18 protein-coding genes are annotated in these 18,060 nt (G+C 53.0%); 14 read left to right on the top strand and 4 right to left on the bottom strand.

Annotated elements, in window-relative coordinates:
- Window positions 1–12 precede the first annotated feature (12 nt).
- The gene (locus ACLQMU_RS12285) at window positions 13–1,110 is read left to right on the top strand and encodes a type IV pilin (protein WP_422150377.1); all 1,098 of its coding nucleotides are present in this window, start codon (window positions 13–15) and stop codon (window positions 1,108–1,110) included.
- A gap of 147 nt (window positions 1,111–1,257) precedes the next feature.
- A complete protein-coding gene (locus tag ACLQMU_RS12280) occupies window positions 1,258–1,929 on the top strand; it encodes a class I SAM-dependent methyltransferase (RefSeq protein WP_424039181.1) in 672 nt (223 codons plus the stop codon).
- Between the two features lie 731 nt (window positions 1,930–2,660).
- On the opposite strand, the gene ACLQMU_RS12275 is transcribed toward ACLQMU_RS12280, so the two are convergent.
- Both ACLQMU_RS12275 and ACLQMU_RS12270 read right to left on the bottom strand, forming a co-directional pair.
- On the bottom strand, window positions 2,661–3,539 hold the full coding sequence (locus ACLQMU_RS12275) for a Rossmann-like domain-containing protein (protein ID WP_424039182.1): 879 nt from the start codon (window positions 3,537–3,539) through the stop codon (window positions 2,661–2,663).
- Between the two features lie 128 nt (window positions 3,540–3,667).
- A complete protein-coding gene (locus tag ACLQMU_RS12270) occupies window positions 3,668–4,228 on the bottom strand; it encodes an FmdE family protein (protein ID WP_424039184.1) in 561 nt (186 codons plus the stop codon).
- A 194-nt stretch (window positions 4,229–4,422) separates the two neighbouring features.
- Here ACLQMU_RS12270 and ACLQMU_RS12265 point away from each other — a divergent pair, with 194 nt between their 5' ends.
- The 4 genes from ACLQMU_RS12265 (at window position 4,423) to ACLQMU_RS12250 (ending at window position 7,469) form a co-directional block, all read left to right on the top strand.
- Window positions 4,423–5,412: a hypothetical protein gene (locus tag ACLQMU_RS12265; protein ID WP_424039186.1), complete on the top strand. Its 990-nt coding sequence runs from the start codon at window positions 4,423–4,425 to the stop codon at window positions 5,410–5,412.
- 77 nt (window positions 5,413–5,489) lie between these two features.
- Window positions 5,490–6,293, top strand: a complete 804-nt coding sequence (locus ACLQMU_RS12260) for a hypothetical protein (protein ID WP_424039187.1) — start codon at window positions 5,490–5,492, stop codon at window positions 6,291–6,293.
- A gap of 148 nt (window positions 6,294–6,441) precedes the next feature.
- A complete protein-coding gene (locus ACLQMU_RS12255) occupies window positions 6,442–6,633 on the top strand; it encodes a hypothetical protein (RefSeq protein WP_422149948.1) in 192 nt (63 codons plus the stop codon).
- Between the two features lie 8 nt (window positions 6,634–6,641).
- On the top strand, window positions 6,642–7,469 hold the full coding sequence (locus ACLQMU_RS12250) for a radical SAM protein (protein ID WP_424039188.1): 828 nt from the start codon (window positions 6,642–6,644) through the stop codon (window positions 7,467–7,469).
- Between the two features lie 34 nt (window positions 7,470–7,503).
- Here ACLQMU_RS12250 and ACLQMU_RS12245 read toward each other — a convergent pair whose 3' ends face one another.
- Complete coding sequence (locus tag ACLQMU_RS12245; RefSeq protein ID WP_422149946.1) at window positions 7,504–7,722, bottom strand: hypothetical protein; 219 nt, start codon at window positions 7,720–7,722, stop codon at window positions 7,504–7,506.
- 27 nt (window positions 7,723–7,749) lie between these two features.
- Here ACLQMU_RS12245 and ACLQMU_RS12240 point away from each other — a divergent pair, with 27 nt between their 5' ends.
- From ACLQMU_RS12240 to ACLQMU_RS12220, 5 genes are read left to right on the top strand one after another with little or no spacing between them, the layout of a single operon-like run.
- A complete protein-coding gene (locus ACLQMU_RS12240; protein WP_424039190.1) occupies window positions 7,750–8,619 on the top strand; it encodes a hypothetical protein in 870 nt (289 codons plus the stop codon).
- 2 nt (window positions 8,620–8,621) lie between these two features.
- The gene (locus ACLQMU_RS12235; RefSeq protein ID WP_424039192.1) at window positions 8,622–10,736 is read left to right on the top strand and encodes a type II/IV secretion system ATPase subunit; all 2,115 of its coding nucleotides are present in this window, start codon (window positions 8,622–8,624) and stop codon (window positions 10,734–10,736) included.
- 1 nt (window position 10,737) lies between these two features.
- On the top strand, window positions 10,738–12,570 hold the full coding sequence (locus tag ACLQMU_RS12230) for a type II secretion system F family protein (RefSeq protein ID WP_424039193.1): 1,833 nt from the start codon (window positions 10,738–10,740) through the stop codon (window positions 12,568–12,570).
- A gap of 11 nt (window positions 12,571–12,581) precedes the next feature.
- Window positions 12,582–13,028 (top strand): type IV pilin, encoded by a 447-nt coding sequence (locus tag ACLQMU_RS12225; RefSeq protein WP_424039195.1) that lies wholly within the window; start codon window positions 12,582–12,584, stop codon window positions 13,026–13,028.
- Window positions 13,025–13,960 (top strand): hypothetical protein, encoded by a 936-nt coding sequence (locus ACLQMU_RS12220; protein ID WP_424039197.1) that lies wholly within the window; start codon window positions 13,025–13,027, stop codon window positions 13,958–13,960. The genes ACLQMU_RS12225 and ACLQMU_RS12220 overlap by 4 nt, the downstream gene beginning before the upstream one ends.
- Before the next feature lie 979 nt (window positions 13,961–14,939).
- Here ACLQMU_RS12220 and ACLQMU_RS12215 read toward each other — a convergent pair.
- On the bottom strand, window positions 14,940–15,446 hold the full coding sequence (locus tag ACLQMU_RS12215) for a type 1 glutamine amidotransferase domain-containing protein (RefSeq protein ID WP_422148223.1): 507 nt from the start codon (window positions 15,444–15,446) through the stop codon (window positions 14,940–14,942).
- 211 nt (window positions 15,447–15,657) lie between these two features.
- Between ACLQMU_RS12215 and ACLQMU_RS12210 the strand changes: the two genes are divergently transcribed.
- The 3 genes from ACLQMU_RS12210 to ACLQMU_RS12200 all read left to right on the top strand — a co-directional run bounded on the left by ACLQMU_RS12210 (window position 15,658) and on the right by ACLQMU_RS12200 (window position 18,031).
- On the top strand, window positions 15,658–16,065 hold the full coding sequence (locus tag ACLQMU_RS12210) for a hypothetical protein (protein ID WP_424039198.1): 408 nt from the start codon (window positions 15,658–15,660) through the stop codon (window positions 16,063–16,065).
- Window positions 16,066–16,527: 462 nt separating this feature from the next.
- Complete coding sequence (locus tag ACLQMU_RS12205; protein ID WP_424039199.1) at window positions 16,528–16,908, top strand: hypothetical protein; 381 nt, start codon at window positions 16,528–16,530, stop codon at window positions 16,906–16,908.
- Between the two features lie 442 nt (window positions 16,909–17,350).
- Window positions 17,351–18,031, top strand: coding sequence for a phosphoribosyltransferase (locus ACLQMU_RS12200; protein WP_422148226.1), 681 nt, complete (start codon window positions 17,351–17,353; stop codon window positions 18,029–18,031).
- The last annotated feature ends 29 nt before the right edge of the window (window positions 18,032–18,060 follow it).

Below are 18,060 nucleotides of genomic sequence, written 5' to 3'. Positions count from 1 at the left end.
AGAGGTAAAAAAATGCAGATACATTCGAAGAATTGCTCGTTCAATTATTCGCTTGCCAGACGGGAGGTAAGAAGAAAATCGGGTGATAGTGCAGTTTCACCAGTAGTGGGCGTGATGCTGATGCTCGTTGTGGTGATCATCATTGCTGCAGTGGTAAGTGGTTTTTCCGGTGGTTTTGTCAGCAGTTATAACAAAAACAAGGCACCGTCCCTCGCGATGGACCTCGAAATTGCCAACAGTGGAAACTGGGAAAACAGTTACTTCAAGGGAACAGTTACATCGACAAGTGCCCCGATTTCTACCCAGAACCTGAAGATCGTAACTTCTTGGACGAAGACTTTGGGGAACATGACAACTATCCCCGGGGGTGCAACGACGACCCCGGGTATTGTTAACTTTAATGTAATCTATGATACCCATGGAGGTATGGGATATGATTTATGGCGGCTGACCGTCCCCTATGGATATGGCCCCGGAGTCGGTAATAGGAGTGGGAATTTAGGAGCCGGGAATGTTTTCTGGAATATTGATGGCGGTGGCAATGAAGCTATCGTGCAGGCCGGAACGGAAGGAAACAGCTCCTGGTGGGGTAATTACTACCTCCAGCCCGGCACGGTGTTTCTGTCCCGTCCATTCGGTGGGTCGGTTTCCTCTCAGGCCTATGGTGCTAGTTATAGTGCAACATCTCACACCTTCAGCGTCAACCAGTTCGCATCAGGATATGGTGTATCAACCAAATTCCAGTATACTTACAGTAGTATACCATATACTCCGGGTCTTTGCTATGTCAACAGTACCTACAGTTCTTCATATTCATTATCCATGGAAGGACAAGCGGCTACTAGCTCAACCAGTTGTTCTGCCGGATACCTGTTCCCATATCCATCTACACCGGACCAGGAGCCCAATGTGTGGATTCCCTATGTAGCAAGCCTGCCTTCTTCGGGATGGGATCCCAGAACCTACAGTATTGATATGATGCAGGGTGTTCTCGGAAACCACTGGGAACTATTGAGACCCGGTGATACCGTGAATGTGAAAATAATTTATATTCCAACGGGTACGATCATCTGGCAGAAGGCTGTCACTGTAACGGGAAGTGTCAATTAAGTCGTCAGGACGTACGAACCTATCGGAGAGTGAAAAAGGGGAGGAGTTTCAATTTCACTCCTCAATATTTCACCAATTTTTGCGCGAATTCTTGCTGAAGTTAATAAACCATTACCCATGTAGCCCTGACTTTGCGGTGCTGATTCCATGTCTTCAACTCCCTCCCGTTTCTGGAAAACCCCCGGAGAAGCCCGGCAATACGACACCTTCGCAAACACAGACTTTGCCCGGATTTACCCGGTGATAGCGAACCAGATCCTTGACCGGACCGGTATTACCGAAGGCGCCTGTCTCGATATCGGTTCCGGGCCTGGTTCACTGGCCATCGCCCTTGCGACACTTTCAGCACTCAAAGTGACCGCTCTCGACAGTTCACCGGAGATGTATGACCTGGCACAAAAAAACATCCGGAAGCGGGGGATGGAAGAGCAGGTCGTACCGGTGATCGGCGATGTCCATGCCATCCCGGCACCGGATACCACCTTCCATCTCGTGGTCAGCCGGGGGTCCTATCATTTCTGGAACGATCTTCCGGTTGCATTTTCTGAGGTATTCCGGGTTCTCAAACCCGGCGGCATAGCATATATCGGCGGGGGGTATGGCAGCGGTAAGATCCGCGACGAGGTTCTTGCACACCGTAAGGAACGGGGCATTGTCGATGATCCTGCTCACCCCATGCGGAACCGGTTCCGGAAATTCCGGGCCGGAGAGATCGAGGCATCGATCGAAGCGGCCGGAATCAGCGATTACCGGATTATCAATGATGATACCGGGTTCTGGATCGTGATCAGAAAGAGTTGTTACGATCGTAGAGAATAAGTCACAGGCCCCTGATTCGTCTGAATGAGATGACCACTATTTCATCTCGTTAAAAATGCCCAATCACCGGTCGACGCATCAGTACCCCGAAAGGATAGTTTCACCTCTCAAATAGATCCTGTTCCATCGCTGTTCACATACTTTTATGCGTTCGGTTATACCAGTAACGGTATACCAGAAAACATACCCCAACAACAACGACGAAGATAATTATCATTAATTCAACGGAAAAATGACTTTCCCACCAGTGCCGGAATTGCCATGCGGCGAGCGTTGGAACATCATGCATCGTTTCAGACCTTCGCTATTTGCCTGTTTTCTCGCGATTGCCCTTCTACTTTATCCAGTATATATGAGCGTAGCACACCGGGGATGTGATCCTGTCGTCCACTGAGAAGTGGTTTGGACTTAAAAGGGATAGCGTCCTGATCGAAACTTTAGCTCAATTATTTTTTGTAATTAACAGTTAACCGTGTGTAATTTTATTAAAGCATTTTTGAATTCTAGAATGTGTTTTTCGAAGCCGGATATAAAATAAATCCCCCTCATTAATACTACCGGAGGACTTCGAAGATCCAATCGGAGTCATGTGGAATGAGGGGGATTACGAAGGGTTGCTGAATGGTGTGTCGAGGGATACATACGGTCGGATCTGTAAAAAAGGGAGTGTTTTACGCGGCAATCTCTCGTAAAATGAATATGGAATTTACCGGGAGAAAACAAGTTATTAATCATTCCTGGTTTATATGCACCCCCACATTGTATTTCCGCTGGTGCTTCCGCAGAGCCGTCTCCATATCGGGAGCGTTCATCACATCATATTCAAACCGCACCGGGTCGCTGATGGCAACAGACATAACTACATTGATCCCGTTTTCAAAGAGCACATCCGGGATCAGCTGGGCGCTCGACCCGTAGAGTGCCCGGATGCGGGCATGCTTTGCATACCCCACGACATCTTCGAATGTCCCGTTTACAAGTGTCGAACCGGTGATGATCGCGACATCAGCCTGTTCAAGAACCTCACGGTTTTCCTCCGACGGGTGGACTGTGATGCCGGCCGGACCATAACAGATATCCTCTCCGACAATCGTCGTCCTGAACGTTTCTGTCGGCCGCTGGTCGGTCACGTGCAGTTCCCGGCACCGGCCGGCATAGCTCTTCACAAGGCCGCCGTATCCCACTATCACCATATAATCATCGCTTCTCACCAGATCTTTTACTTCCAGCCCGACCGCATAGCCTTTGGCCTGCAGCACTTCGTCAGTAACAAAGGGCTGGGAAAGCGCATTGAGCGCGGCAAGGACAACCGAACGCCGGCTCAGGCGTTCATCTGTAAGGTTTGCGAATGCCACGTCGAAAAGCGGCGCGCCGACGCATGCCTTCAGGTATTCCAGGTCCTGTAGGGTCTCCTCGTTCCCATAGAGAGGATTGTTGTCTTGGAAACTCATGGCGACACCGCAGCACCCGTTGGTCCCGATCACGGCATTCCAGCCCGGGTTGAGCCCGAAACCCTTCACCATGATCTCGGGTGTGTCAAGCCTTCGGTACTCGCCGACCAGTTTTTCATAGGCTTTTTCAAGGATTGATCGGGAATCACTCTGGTTCATAGCATTTCCCTGCAGTCATGGAAAGCAACAGCCCGGGTCTTGTGGGGGAGCGGATCTCGGAGTAAGTGGAAGGATGTCTGGAAGACCCGGGGCTGGATTACAACGGGAACTATGCGCTGCCCACTCCATCATCTTTCCCTGTAGTATGAGCCATGGGCGCAATTGCCGCACAATACTATACCGTCAACAGCAACTTCCTTATCGTCGACAATCATCTCGTTGCACCTGCTGCAGCGTGCACGGCGTTTTGGCAGGCCGGGCATGTCACCATCCGGGATCTCGACCTGGACTTTTTTAATCCTGAACAGGTCCGACTCCGGGGCGTCAAGCAGAATCTTCACCGCATCCTTCATTGCTTCCTGACCCGTCTTTTCCGTGCGTTTCTTCTCAACAACCGAAACCCGCACGGCTTCATCAGTTTTAATATTAATGTAGGTTGCAGCGAATTTGCCATATGGCCGGTACTTCAGGGAACGGTGACCAAGCGAGCACCCGGTGATTGCCTGGATCGCATCCGCAATGCAGCGATCGATTTCCACGTAAACGATAAGGTTCCTGCTCCGCTCCATCGGGTTCATGCCCAGTTCACGCATCCCGATCATGGTCATGCGGGTACCAAGGACGATACCGGCACACAGGTCGCCATGAAAATCTTTTGCCCTGGCCAGCAGGAAATCGAGGTCAGACATTCATTCCTCCCGGTTGACAGTAACCATATGCATCATTCTGAAAAAGTTCTACGTATAAGGATAAAAACATTGATTATACTTTTTGACAATGTTAATTAGAAACGCTTATTTGATTGCATAAGATAACAGTATTGATCCATAATCCTGTCCGGGGATATTCCGGAGAAGGATCCTTTGTGGATTGAGGTCCATTAATGTCTGACAAGAATACATTCAATGATCTGTGGGCAAAGATTTCCGGATATTTTACCAGAAACGAATTGATTATCATCCTGATCCTGGCCGTACTGGCGTACCTGACCAGCACGTACGGTCTCAATTACGTCCTGCCGGGCGGCCCCGGGCCGGGCTTTGTCCATGGCTTCCTGAAACTGCCCGGACCCGGCACCGGTATCTTCAATGTCAGCGCGTTCATCTGCCTGTGGCTTGTGCTGGGACTGCTTGTCATTAAAAAACCCGGTACTGCGCTCTTTATAGCGGTTCTGATCATGATCTTCGGGCTTGCATTTGCGCTTGCCATGGGAGGGCACCATGGCGGATTTGCTCATCGGACAGGTACTACTTCAAGTGGGGGGTCGGCCGTGCAGGGTGCAGCGGCAGGCGCAGGATCTCCCGGGACAGGAACCTCTTCGGGAGTACCGACAGGTGAGGGATCACCTTCAGCCGGAACATCTGAGGGAGGGATGGGCGGAGGGCAACAGCCATTCCGAATCGATTACCTCGGCCTCGTCGTCGCCATAATCATCGAGCTCGCCGGCCTGCTCGCACTGGAGAAGAAGCCTTGGCGGTATATCTTCCCGGCATTCCTTGTCATCATGGGCCTTACCACTCTTGTCCTCATGGCTACCGGTAATGCCAAGATGGGGGAGAATGGGGCAGCGGCAACCGTTTTCCCACTTGGGTATGCGGTAACAGGAATCCTCGCGCTCTGCCTTGCCGTGATACTGTTCATGTACCCGGCAGGGAAGTACATTATCGGTGCCGGCTGCGCTGAGATGTTCTATTTGGCATTCTGCTGGACCTTCAACGGGAAAAGCGGGTTATTCAGCTGGGCACCCGTGGCCCCGGCGATCCCACCCATTCTCACTTTTGCCTTTGTCTTTGGCGCGGTAGCAGCGGCGATTGCGTACGGGGGAATCCTGATCTGGAATACCTATACCCGGTACGGGGTTAATAAAGCATAAGCGGGTTATTGCCGATGCAGGCTTCCTGGAGGAAAGGGAAAAACCTGTAACATTTTTATGGGAATCCGGTGGGCTTCATGTCAGAAAACGGGTCGGCGGGAGAGGGTATTTATTTCAGCCTCATGGAGATCGGGCTCATCATCGCCCTTTCAGCACTGGCTGCACTGACCGGCGCGCTCGTCCCCTCGTACTTTTTCCCTGAGGGTCGGCTTTCTGAGTATGTATACGGCATGCTAAAACTCCCTGGACCCGGGGCCGGAGTGCTCGTTTTCGGAAGTATTCTCTGTTTCTGGTTTCTCCTTGGACTTATCCTGGTCAAAAAACCTGGTACTGCCGCGGCTATGGCAACGGTATTGATTGCCTTCGATCTCCTTTTCGGAAACCAGGTTGTGATCATCCAGTCGCTGGATGTTTTATTCATCGCAGCGATCATTATTGAAGCAGTTTTCCTTTTCATGGCTGCAGAATCCTCATGGAAATACTTCCTGCCGCTGGCTCTGATGATGCTGAGCCTGGTAACGCTTGGTATTGCCCTGCTTGGCCTTGCAAAACTGGGGGAGGATAATATCCCGCTCGCCCAGTTTCCCACGGTATATTACGTCTTTGGCATTCTGGGGCTTTGCTACGCAGTAATATGTTACCGGTATCCGGGAAAGTACTTTGTCGCAGCCGGTCTTGCCAATATGTATTACATGCTGCATTTCTGGCTCTTCTGGGGGGATGATTTTGCATCACGGTTTCCCCCGGATCCCGCCATGGTGCCGGTTCTTTTCCTCGTGGCGCTGCTGGGAGGTATAATCTCTGCATCGGCAGTATATGGTATCGAATTTCTCTGCAAACGATATCGTTTGCGTGGAGAACCGGTGCAACGGACTTCCTGATCACTGGTGAATAACTGACAGAAGGTAGAAGGCACAGCCAGCATTTTTTTTACAGGAAAAAGATGCGATTGGGCGGAGCCAATAGGAAATGTTTATCTTTATCATAAGATTAATTACTAATAATCAACTTTCAAGGAGGTGAAAATACATGTGCGCACCAATAGTTCTCCCGGAAGCAGCAATTGGCCTCGCAGCCGCTCATATCCTTGGTATTGGAGTGTTCGCCGGTATCATGATCTTTAATTCAAATGGAGTACGGAAAAGCATGAGTTACCTCATGAGACTGCCAGAAACGATCGTCCATGCGGGTGAGACTGAAATGTCCCGTATGGTCCGGTAAGGATGACAATGTCCATCCTTAATTACGCCATACCCCCGATCCTGCAGCTGGAGACAACGACTGCCTGTAATCTGGGCTGTCCCTCATGTCTCCGTTCCATATTCTGCAGCTCGGACGAATCTCTCTCTTTTGATATGTTTACACAGATCGTCAGATCCTCGAAAAGCCGGTACCTCACCCTGCATGGCTGGGGCGAACCATTGATGAACCCGCATCTTGTCGACATGATCCGGTATGCAGCCGGACATCAAAAATCCGTGAACTTTACGACAAACGCAACCCTGCTCGCTGACAAAGCCGATGCACTGATTGGTTCAGGACTTGCTGCCATCGCATTCAGCCTGCCGGATATTGAACGGTGCACCCCGGAAATCGCCGGGAATATCCGGTATTTCATGGGGCGGCGGGAAGCCAGCAAGTCCAGGAACCCCAAGACCCACATAAACATCGCCCTTCTGGAGGAGAATATCGACCAGGTGGAAAAGATGCTTGCCCTAGCAAATGATTTCGGTGTGGATAAGGTGACATTTGAGCGCTCCTTTCCTTGGACTCCGGTACTTCAGGAAAAGGAACACTCCCTCTTTGCTCGGATCAGTGCCACGGCCCGGGATCTGGGCTGCCAGGTGCAGTTACCCTTGGCACACACCGTCCCCTGCCCACTGATGAGGTATACGCTCTTTGTCCGGTGCAACGGCGATGTTGCACCCTGCTGTTACCGGGCTGATGTATCGTTAGGAAATATCCTCTCGGATTCAATGATCCGGATCGTGCAGAACCGGGCGCGGTTCGTGAAATATCAGAAGACCGATCCGGTATGCGGAAAATGTAAAGTATGACCGGGGCATTTTTCGGAAGATAATTAGACTATGTTTAATAATCATAGAAAGTTAATACAATAGTATAAACATGGGCGAATCCAGATCCGTCTTCACCAGTGATATACACCTCCCGCTGTGCAATCTCCGATTCTGGAGGAACTGTGGCGGCATGCATTGTGCTGGCAGCCCGGTCAAACACTAAATTACCTGGGCTCTTGTCTATGTTCATGAAGGATGAACCGTCCCATCCGAGGAAATCTCCCCACACCATCAGGACAGACTCAGACAGGATGATAGTATGACTTCAGCAAAGTGCACAAGAGTACGCGGATTTTCAATCATTGTTCTTGTTGTGCTTATCGCCATGGTTGGCGGTTCAGGCTGCATCAAGGCCGTCAAGACCACCCTCAGTGGGGGGCCGCCAGCGGGAGAGACCACCCCGTTACCGTTTGTTACGGAAACTCCGACTTCAGATGTCACGCCGATCGACATTCCGCAGAGTACTCCCACGCCCATCCCTGCTGCCGTACAAACACCGAACCAATCGACAGTTATCACCGAGGTCACCCCTTTCGTCACGCCAAATCCCTATGTCTTCCCACAGGCGGTCCAGATCAACGAGAGCCCGCAGTACCCCTTCCTCTACCGGCAGCCGGAGTTTACCAGAACATATACGTTGATCGGCAACGGGAACGCGTTCGGTCTCCAGGTAAATGTGGTGAAGGCCCCGTTGTATATTGTATTTACGGTCAATCCCAAGTATGATTGTCTCAAAGATCCGGATTCCTGCCGGGGCACCGTTCTTGTGCCGGTCAACTCCCCGTATATGACCATCACCGTCCGGGACAACCAGACACATGAGATTGTGGCCCGGGACGGGTATGGCGGGATCTACAGCTCCGATACCGGTAATTACCAGTTCTCCAATTATGGCAATTTATCGACCTCGGTTAATGGCCAACAGACGGTGACCTCGGTTTCAGAACCGGGTCCCCGGTATATCGCGATATACACGGCGGGTCAGTACCAGATCACCATCGAAGGGGCGTATCTCGATGTGACTCTCTCGATCATCACGGGTAACTCGCCCAACCCCCTCGATGCGACAGAGAAATCCGCAAGTTCAGCACCGGTGCCGACCCCGGCTGACGACGAGGGATTCTCGTGACAATGATGTCTCCAGTCCACCCGCATCCCGCGGGCAGGTTCAAAAGCTACTATCGAACTGCCCTTGCCGCGCTCGCCAGCCGTACGATAAAGGGAAGCGTCCTGCTCCTTGCCGTCGCGCTGGTCGCCAGTGGCACCGGTGCGGTTGTGCTGTTCATTGATATGCCCCTTATCGTGATGGCCGCGCTGTCGGCGATCTCACTTGTCGCGCTGGTCATCTTTGCAACAGCGGTCCGGGCCCGGTTTTTCCCTCCAACCCTGCCGGTTGCGGCCGTTTCGACCAGTACAAACATCAGCCCGGAGAAAGTTCCGGGGGGAAAAACCGGGACTGTCCCTACCCGGCCAACGTACCGTGATCTCCCGGCACACATTCTTGCCGTGCCGATGTCGATGGGAAACCGGACCGGCCGGGGCGATGCGCTGATCCTTGCCACCTGCATGGTCGCAATCCTTGCCGGGTATGCCGCACTCTTCATCGATCTGCCGCTGGTGTTCCTTATTCTCCTCGGCATCCTTTCGCTTGCCACCGTAGTTCTTGCCGGCATTGCATCGGCCTTCCGGTTTGCCCCGGGGCAGATGGCGGCGTTGGTGCCGGCCCTGCACAACGCCTCCCCTTCCCGCGCCGGGCCCGGGCAGCCTGCTGCCGGCACCGTACCGGTTCCTGGCCATGAGCCGGTGCCGGCAGATCTTCCTGAAAAACCGGGCGGGGGTATCCGCGATGTCTACTGGGTCCAGTCCCCGTATGTATACATCAAGATCGAACGGCAGGGAAACCTCGGGTTGGTCTATACGGTCGTCGAACCTGTCATCACCACCCGGGAAAAAATTGTCCTGCAGGAAACCTACAGCTACCTGCGGGACGTCATCATCTATGACCATCCCGAAAAATCCCCGGCCGACCAGCTCAAACAGGAAAATATCTACCATACCCTCCAGGAATACGATCCCACGATTCACGACGGGCGGCTGCCGGTCCTCTACTATTTCCTGCAGCGCGACCTGTCCGGCTTTGGCCTGCTTGAACCCCTCATGCACGACCCGGCGCTCGAGGATATCAGCTGCAACGGCGAGAACCTGCCGGTCTTTGTCTTCCACCGGTCCTATGGCAGCCTTCCCACCAGCGTGCTCTTCCACAAGGGAGAACTCAACCAGTATGTGCTCAAGCTGGCCCAGAAAGCAAACAAACAGATCTCGCTTTCGAACCCGATGGTGGATGCCTCCCTGCCGGACGGCTCGCGGCTCCAGGTCACCTACAGCAATGTCATCTCCACCAATGGCAGTTCGTTTACCATCCGCAAATTCCGTGCCGATCCCATGACCCCGCTCGATCTCATAAAGTTCGGGACCTACAATGCCGAGATCCTTGCCTTCCTCTGGCTGGTGATCGAACACCGCAGGAGCCTGATCATTGCCGGGGGGACGGCAAGCGGCAAGACCTCGACGATGAATGCCGTCTCCCTCTTCATCCCCCTCAACTCAAAGATCGTGTCACTGGAGGATACCCGGGAGATCCAGCTCCCCCACAAGAACTGGCTGGCCACCCAGACCCGGGAACTCAGTACGCCCGGGATGATTGGGGATATCGACCTCTTCTCGCTCCTGAAATCCTCGATGCGGCAGCGCCCCGAGTATATCATCGTCGGCGAAGTGAGAGGCGCAGAAGCCCAGACGCTTTTCCAGGCGATGAATACCGGGCATGCCACCCTTTCCACCATCCATGCCGGCAGCGTTCAGGAGGCCGTCAACCGGCTCACCCATGAGCCGATCAACGTGCCGTCCGTCATGTTCACCGCGCTTGACCTGGTTGTTAACCAGTCTGTCTTTACCTACGGCAACAACCGGGTCCGGCGCTGTTCTGCCATCAGCGAGATCTCGGTGGACGCCGAGGGCAACATCATCCCGGTCAAACTGTATGAATGGGATGTCAGTGACGACAGGTTCCACAAGGTATCCCCGCAGTCCCGGGTACTCAGGGAGATCGCCCTCATGCGAAACTGGACCATGGACCGGTTAACCGAGGAACTCAAAAAACGCGAGGAGTTCCTGAACTTGGCCGTCGACGTTCCAACACCGGACATCATCGATCTCGCAAACGCGATCCACGACCTCGGTGAATGAGATGACGGCGGTCACATTTTTCCGGCACATAGGGTCATCGTTTGAAAAGTTCGAACTTATCGCCCTCGGTTCAAATCTCCGGAATGATCTCCGTTCCGCCCATCTCCCGTTTACCGCTGAACAGTACCTCCGCACCACCAGGATCAATTCCGCTTCATCCATTGCATTTTTCTTCGGGTTTTTTGCATTTGTCAATGTCACCGGTATTGATTTCGGACTCTTTACCCTGATGCCCCCGCTCCTGTTCTGGATCTTTTTGTTTGCCATTACGGTCCCGGGCGTATACCTCATCCAGGTCTATTACCCGGTCATCCTTGCACGGGGCAGGAAAACCAAGATCGATCTCGACCTGCCCTACGCGGTTTCCTACATGCAGGCCCTCTCCACCACGATGTCCCCCTTCGAGGTCGTACAAAAAATCTACGAGGAAAAATCGATGTTCGGGGAAGTCTCCCTCGAGTTCGGCCAGGTGGTCAGGGATGTGGACCTCTTCGGCGACGATCTGATCACGGCCCTGCACAATCTCCAGAAGACAACCCCTTCCCCGTTGTTCCGGGACTTCATCAACGATCTGGGCGTGGTGTACGAGAGCGGCGGCGATATTACTGCCTACCTCTCGTCGAAGACAGCGTTCTTCCATGAACAGGCCCGGCGGGAACTCGACCTCGTGCTCAAGACAATCGAGATCATGGCAGAGGTATACGTCTCTGCGTTTGTTGCCGGGCCCATTGCCATGATCATCATGATCGTGGCCCAGGGCATGACCAGCCAGTCGAGCATGGGCTGGCTCCTTCCCTTTATGTACCTCTGCATCCCGGTCGGGGCAATTATTATGATCTGGATGCTCTCGATGATGCTGCCCCCCGAGCACCTCGAGATCACCAAACAGGAGGTGACCTCTGCGGATTTCAGTTCCGGGGTCACGGCGCATGATAATCCCTATCTGGAAGATGCCGCATTTTACAAGCTTCTTGAGGCAAAGAAGAAGGAGCACCGGATATTCACTATGCTCCGGCATCCGTTCCGAACCTATGTCACCAACTATGACTACGGGCTGATTGCCGGATCGGCCTGTGCGGGTATCTTAGCCGTGATCCTGATGACCGGGGGCATGGAAGCATTTTTCCCGAACAATACCTTCCAGGCAGGTGCCTGTCTGGTTATCATCGGGTTCATGGCACCGGTCTCCCTTGCCTATGAGGGGCGGCGGTGGTTTGTCAGCAACGTTGAGGCGAACATCCCCGAATTCCTCCGGGAGCTGTCCGACCTGATCGAGATCGGGCTTACCCTCCCGGATGCCATTCACCGGATTTCCCGTGCGAAACTGGGCCTTCTGAGTTCGGAACTGGCGATCGTATCCCGGGATGTCGGCACCGGTGCGTACATCAGTTCAGCGCTGGTGCGCATGGAAGAGCGGATCGGACTGGTCTCGGTGAAAAGGGCTATATCCCTCTTGGTGAAGGCAAGCGAGATCACGTCAAACCTACGGGATATATTCCTCATTGCTATCACCGACTTCGAACACTATCTTAAGCTGAAAAGCGAACGGGCCAACACCGCGATCGTCTACGTCATGATCATCTACCTGTCGTTCGGGATCTACCTCTATACGGCATACCAGCTCAACGGGCCGTTCATGGCCAGTTTTTCAGCCTATAATATTAATGCCAGCCTTGCCCAGAACGTGACGGATATGTTCAGTATCGGCCTCATCCTCGGCCTGTTCTCGGGTATCATGGCCGGCCAGTTCAGTTCAAACAGCATCCTTGCCGGGTTCAAGCACAGCATCGTCCTTCTCGCAGCAGCAGTGGCGATGTTTGTATTTATTATATGAGGAGCGAAAACATGCGGAGAACAGATGAGAACAGCCGGGCGGTATCCGGTGTGGTCGGCGAGATGCTCATGATCGGGATCGTGCTCGTCCTTGCAGCGGTGTTCACCGCGCAGCTCCCCAATTACCTGCCATCGGAGCGCAGTCCGACGGTCACCATCATGATGAGCAACGATACCCTGGGAAACGTTACATTATGGCACAAAGGAGGCGACTGGGTGAAAATCAATACCCTCAAAGTCATTGTCTCAAACAAGACATACCAGGCAACCTATACCTCCACCGGCAGTTCACCATTCATTTTTGTGCCCGACCCCGCAGAACCCAACAGCTCGGTCTTCGATCTCGGGGGGAACATCACAGTTTCCGGGGCGCCGCTTGCCGGGGATGAAAAAGTTGTCCTTGCCACGGACCGGGCGGTGCTCTTCTCCGGGATCGTCAGCGGTGGTGGATCGCCATGAGGGACGATGCTCTTGCACCGGTCATCGCCGTGATGCTGATCCTCGCGGCGATTGTCACATTTCTTTCGATCTGGAATGCCGTGTACGTCCCCGCCATGAAACAATCGGGAGAAGTCGGGCACCTGCAGAACGTGGAATCGGCATTCCAGCATTTTTCAGCGGATATCGATTACGCAGTTTCATCTCACCAGGATCATATCAGCTTCAGTGAGCCGGTCCAGCTGGGTGGCGGGGATATTATGGTCAACTTGCTCAAGTCCAGCGGGACGCTGAGTGTGCAGGATGAAAACATCCCGATCTACACGTTAAACCTTACCGACGGGACGGGAACTCCGGTCGCCCTCGTGAACGGGACGATGGTGAACTTCTCGTACGAACCCACGAATAATTTCTGGCAGGACCAGGGATACCGGTGGCAGGACGGCTACATCAACGTGACAAAATACGGGATACTGTCGACACCCCTTGGCTATTACACCATGACCGATGTCGAAAACAATTTCAACACGTCAGGGTCCCCACTCATGACCTTTGCAGAATCTTTTGGGTCGGTAAATTATATCATAAACCAGTCTTCCGGAGGGAACTGTTCCAGCCTCGATCTCTGGGCAACGAATATATCCAGCTCCCCGGATCGTACATTCGTCAGCAGCAATGGATTCGGTACACTCAGGCTCACATCTGCACTTAATGCCACCTCCTTTGCTGATATCGCAGATATTTCCTATGGATCGGACAACAGTTTGTTCAGTAACGGGATTCTCGACAGCTGGAATGCAAGTTTTGGTGAGATACAGGCTGCCTGTCCTGATAACATCGTGTACGATCCAGTGGATTCAAACGGGAATTACCGGCAATGGCACATCCTGCAGACGGTCAGTCCGGTAACGGTTAACCTCCATATGGTAAAGGTTGAAATTGGTGTATACTAAAAAACAATCCAAAAGGGATCGAGATGGGTGCAAGCCCGGTCAACTTTGATGAGCAGGGCTGCAATCCCGGTGGAACGATGCGAACCGGGGATTTCGGGCAACCGTCTTTATTTTCAAAATCTTTGAGTGCATAGAAAATCCGAACCCGGGAAAAAAGAAAATGTGCTTCTGGTTTTTACTGATATTCTTTCAAGATCACGGGATAGAGCCAAAAGAACAACACAACCATTTCAAATCCGCCGGAACATTTTTTTGTCTTCCTGCTCCGGTTCTGATGTTTCCGCTCGCGGTTTTTTGACAACTTCACCCGGTGTATGTGTGCCGGATGTTTTTCCCGGTAAGTCATCGGTAGAGGATTTCCTGAATATATACCGCGAATCGTCAATTTCGCGCCTACCTCCATGTTCGGGTGCGGTACAGAGGCTGCTGCTTTCCTTTCCCCGGGATCTCCCTGTAAATTGATCCCGCAAATTCGTAGTGCTGGAAGAAACTCCTGCCTTATGTGAGAACGATATTCCGGGAACGACCTCTGGATCGTCCCTTCCCACGATCCAAAATACGCCCGTATCGACCCCGGATTGCCCACGTTCCCGTCCGGAAAACCCCGCAAAACGCCCGGATCCGGGGGCCATCCGGAAATCGATTATGCGGGGCTATTTTGCCAGAATATCGTGTATCTGGCCCCTGATTTTAACCCCCAAAACGGCCGTTTTTTCATTTCCGGCATACTTTGGCTCGATCAAAGGGAGATCGGCCACCGGTAATGCCATAGCGGCCGCTTCTGGATGGGGCCGGAATCCGGCATTTTTTGTGGCGTGTTTTGGCAAAAAAGTCTCAATTCGGGGCAATTTGCTACGACGAAAAGATGGAATACGGGAGGACCGCCCCCCGAGCCTCCTTTTATTTCAACGTGCCAAAGCGCGTCGCAAGAGATCTCCGGGACGCCGGTTGGCATAACCGAAAAATATCAGGTTCCCGGCTATTGGAGCATCGTAAGCGATTCACGGATAAATGCAGGAATGTCTGCCGGCTTCCTGCTCGAGACAAGGTTCCCGTCCACCACAACCTCTGCATCGACGTACTCCGCACCGGCATTTTTTATGTCCTGCACGAGAGACATCCAGCCGGTCACACGCCGTCCCTTCAGTACTTGTGCCGTAATGAGGAGTTGCGCCGCGTGGCAGATCGCAAACACCGGCTTCTTTTTGGTGAAGAACTCCTTTGCGAACCGGACAGCGTCGGCATCGATACGAAGTTTGTCAGGAGAGTAGCCGCCCGGGATGAAGAGTGCATCAAAATCATCTGCCGAAACATCGCGGACCGCCTTGTCAATCTGTACATGGGTTCCATACTCTCCTTTCACCACCGATCCCGCGCTGATCCCCACGTTGACGATGTCATGCCCCGCTTTACGGAATGCATCCGCAGGTTGCTGGTATTCTACATCCTGGAACATGTCCGTAATGATCACTGCAATCCTTTTCATTTTTCACCTCACCCGCTCCGGGCAGGTTTTCCGGCCCGGATCACGTAAACCAATACTTTTTTTTGCAGATAAAGACGTGTATCGTGCCTAAGTTTTTTTTGCGCCGGGTGGAGCATTGTCAGGGTCAATGGGTTTTTTACCTTTGAGGATTAGTATCATCCACCGGATCCAGGCTCTGTGTTGATGCGAGGAGGCCGGAACAGGAGGTACGATGGTTGAAAATCTGCGTATCGAACAGGATCTTGTTGAGGACCTGCTGGTGCGCCTCTCCCAAAAAAGCAAAAAAGGCAGGGAGGGTGCAATAGAAGCCCTGGCAGTGAGTACTGAAGACGACGACTGGAGGCCGGATGAGCTCATAGCGCAGGGCGGGATCAAGATCGTCAGGGACCTGCTGAAGGAAAAAAACCTGCACATCGTCCTTTCGGCCCTGAATATTATCATCGCCATTGCGGCATCCGGGAAAGAAGAAGCGCTTATCGATGAAGGAGTGATTGCGTGCCTCGATACAATACAGGACGACAAAAACCCCGCGATCCAAAAAAAAGTCAGGGAAGCGCTTGCACTCCTCCAGCCCGAAGTAGAAGACGTCGTCACGGCAAAACCCCAGGACGAATATTAACTGCAGTTCCGGCGAAATAAAACAAATTTTCTTTTCATTTCCGGGATGCTTTGACTTATTCCGGAAAAGATCCATGGCAGGAACTGTGCTCTCACGTTCCGGTATTTCCCGTACGGAAATGGTAAAATTATCTTTTGCGCTCGCTCCCTGGCTCTTTGTTCTGACGCTTCCTGCAGGAATGCCAGCGGGTTCCCGGTACCCACCAGAGGAGCGTCCCTTTCAGCGTTTTCGCGCAGTTCGTGGAAAAATATAAGATAATTTTTTCCAAAATCCTCGCGCTTTTATCCCCACCGGTATGAACATGTCAGCGGAGATGTTCAAATGAAGCGGGTCTGTGCCTTCTGTAATACCGTGATAAATCCGGGAGATTCCCCGGGGGAACCGGTCAGTCATGGTATCTGTAACGATTGCTCCCTCCGGGCTCTTTCACGGTTAGGCATAGATATCGCCACATACGTTGACATGCCAGGCGCACCGGTAATCCTTGTCAACAAGGATGTACGTATACACGATGTAAGTTTCGAAGCGGTCAGGTTCATCGGCAGGCCGCTCGACCCGATCCTTGGCATCCTGGCCGGCGGTACTCAGGGATGTACTCACGCGGGACAGCCCGGCGGTTGCGGAAGAACGGTCTGGTGTTCGGGCTGTGCAATCCGGAACGCTGTCCGCACAACCTATGAAACCGGCGAGCCGGTCGACCGGTGTCCCGCTGTACTCCAGCAGGGAAATCCGGAAGAGACCCGGCCGATCGATCTCCTCATCTCAACAAGAAAAGCGGGGTCCATCATCCTTGTCAGCGTCGAACCGGTTGACGCAAGCACCGTGGAGACCACCGCGATATAACGGCACCAAAGAGAAATTGTTTAGCCGTCGGTACTGGTCTCCCGTCATGATGATACGGACGATGAGCGCATTCTGACGGGCTGGTGGAATGCAAACACAGGATTTATGCGCCCCCCAAAAAAACGATCTTATTTTTTAGTCAATGCACTCCGTTGTATCCGGTTTAGATCCGCTTCCGGGATAGTACCCTCCGTAGTTTTTCATCGGGGTGAAAATAATAAGGTACCCTCTGTATCGTTTTTTCCCCGCGTGCCGTGGGCCGGGAAACCCCGGGTGATCAGGCTTTTTTCGGCATACGACAGGTGAAAAATGCAGGATTCTTTCAGTACATGGGGTGAATTTTCACCTGAAAGAAATTATCGGTTCGCTCCCAAAACCGTATATTTTATTTTCTGCCATGTTCCGTAACCATTATGTGCCATGGGATGCAGAGCAAGCGCATATGGGTGACATAATCGACAACCCCCACCTGCGGGAACAACGTTTCGTCTTTTCTTCCCGCCATGATGCGGGACGACAGCTGGGAGCGTTTTTGAAAACTCTCCCGGCCATACAAAACCCGCTGGTCCTTGCCATCCCGGCCGGTGGCGTGCCGGTTGGCAGGGAAGTTGCCGGGGTTCTTGGTGCTCCGCTGTCGCTTGCGATCGTACGGAAGATCCGGATCCCCGGTACCACGGAGTCGGGGTTCGGTGCAGTCACTTGGGACGGGCAGGTGCTGATCAATGAAGATCTGCGCTCCGCACTTGGCCTTCGGGCACCGGACGTTGAACTGGCTATTGCCGAGACCAGAAAAAATGTCAGCGAGCGGGTGGCCCGCTTTACCGGTACACGGTTGGCCCCTGAACCGGCAGGAAAAACCGTTATCCTGGTCGACGATGGCCTTGCATCGGGATTCACGATGCTTGCCGCGATACAGAGCCTCCGGCTCAAGAGTCCAGCCCGTATCATTGCCGCCGTCCCCACAGCATCCGCCGCATCCGCGAAGCTAGTTTCCCGGCACGTCGACCTGCTGGTCTGCCTGAATATCCGATCCGGCCGTGTATTTGCTGTCGCCGATGCCTACGCAGAGTGGTACGACCTGGATGACCGTGAAGTCCTTGAAGAGCTGGCCGGAGCACGCTGATGCCGGTCATTGCGGTCCTTAACCGTCGG

The sequence above is a fragment of the Methanoregula sp. genome, assembly GCF_052325125.1.
In the GTDB taxonomy this organism is placed as follows: Archaea; Halobacteriota; Methanomicrobia; order Methanomicrobiales; family Methanospirillaceae; genus Methanoregula.
Note: the sequence above shows the minus strand (reverse complement) of the source record. Positions and strands in the feature narration are given on the sequence as shown.

Excerpts from the sequence above, each read along its gene's own strand:
- ACLQMU_RS12200 (WP_422148226.1), top strand. The coding sequence starts at position 17,351 with ATGGGTGACATAATCGACAACCCCCACCTGCGGGAACAACGTTTCGTC.
- ACLQMU_RS12205 (WP_424039199.1), top strand. The coding sequence starts at position 16,528 with ATGCCAGGCGCACCGGTAATCCTTGTCAACAAGGATGTACGTATACAC.
- ACLQMU_RS12230 (WP_424039193.1), top strand. The coding sequence starts at position 10,738 with ATGACGGCGGTCACATTTTTCCGGCACATAGGGTCATCGTTTGAAAAG.
- ACLQMU_RS12245 (WP_422149946.1), bottom strand. The coding sequence starts at position 7,722 with ATGGTGTGGGGAGATTTCCTCGGATGGGACGGTTCATCCTTCATGAAC.
- ACLQMU_RS12240 (WP_424039190.1), top strand. The coding sequence starts at position 7,750 with ATGACTTCAGCAAAGTGCACAAGAGTACGCGGATTTTCAATCATTGTT.
- ACLQMU_RS12280 (WP_424039181.1), top strand. The coding sequence starts at position 1,258 with ATGTCTTCAACTCCCTCCCGTTTCTGGAAAACCCCCGGAGAAGCCCGG.
- ACLQMU_RS12225 (WP_424039195.1), top strand. The coding sequence starts at position 12,582 with ATGCGGAGAACAGATGAGAACAGCCGGGCGGTATCCGGTGTGGTCGGC.
- ACLQMU_RS12270 (WP_424039184.1), bottom strand. The coding sequence starts at position 4,228 with ATGTCTGACCTCGATTTCCTGCTGGCCAGGGCAAAAGATTTTCATGGC.
- ACLQMU_RS12250 (WP_424039188.1), top strand. The coding sequence starts at position 6,642 with ATGTCCATCCTTAATTACGCCATACCCCCGATCCTGCAGCTGGAGACA.
- ACLQMU_RS12265 (WP_424039186.1), top strand. The coding sequence starts at position 4,423 with ATGTCTGACAAGAATACATTCAATGATCTGTGGGCAAAGATTTCCGGA.
- ACLQMU_RS12285 (WP_422150377.1), top strand. The coding sequence starts at position 13 with ATGCAGATACATTCGAAGAATTGCTCGTTCAATTATTCGCTTGCCAGA.
- ACLQMU_RS12260 (WP_424039187.1), top strand. The coding sequence starts at position 5,490 with ATGTCAGAAAACGGGTCGGCGGGAGAGGGTATTTATTTCAGCCTCATG.
- ACLQMU_RS12220 (WP_424039197.1), top strand. The coding sequence starts at position 13,025 with ATGAGGGACGATGCTCTTGCACCGGTCATCGCCGTGATGCTGATCCTC.
- ACLQMU_RS12235 (WP_424039192.1), top strand. The coding sequence starts at position 8,622 with ATGATGTCTCCAGTCCACCCGCATCCCGCGGGCAGGTTCAAAAGCTAC.
- ACLQMU_RS12215 (WP_422148223.1), bottom strand. The coding sequence starts at position 15,446 with ATGAAAAGGATTGCAGTGATCATTACGGACATGTTCCAGGATGTAGAA.
- ACLQMU_RS12275 (WP_424039182.1), bottom strand. The coding sequence starts at position 3,539 with ATGAACCAGAGTGATTCCCGATCAATCCTTGAAAAAGCCTATGAAAAA.
- ACLQMU_RS12255 (WP_422149948.1), top strand. The coding sequence starts at position 6,442 with ATGTGCGCACCAATAGTTCTCCCGGAAGCAGCAATTGGCCTCGCAGCC.
- ACLQMU_RS12210 (WP_424039198.1), top strand. The coding sequence starts at position 15,658 with ATGGTTGAAAATCTGCGTATCGAACAGGATCTTGTTGAGGACCTGCTG.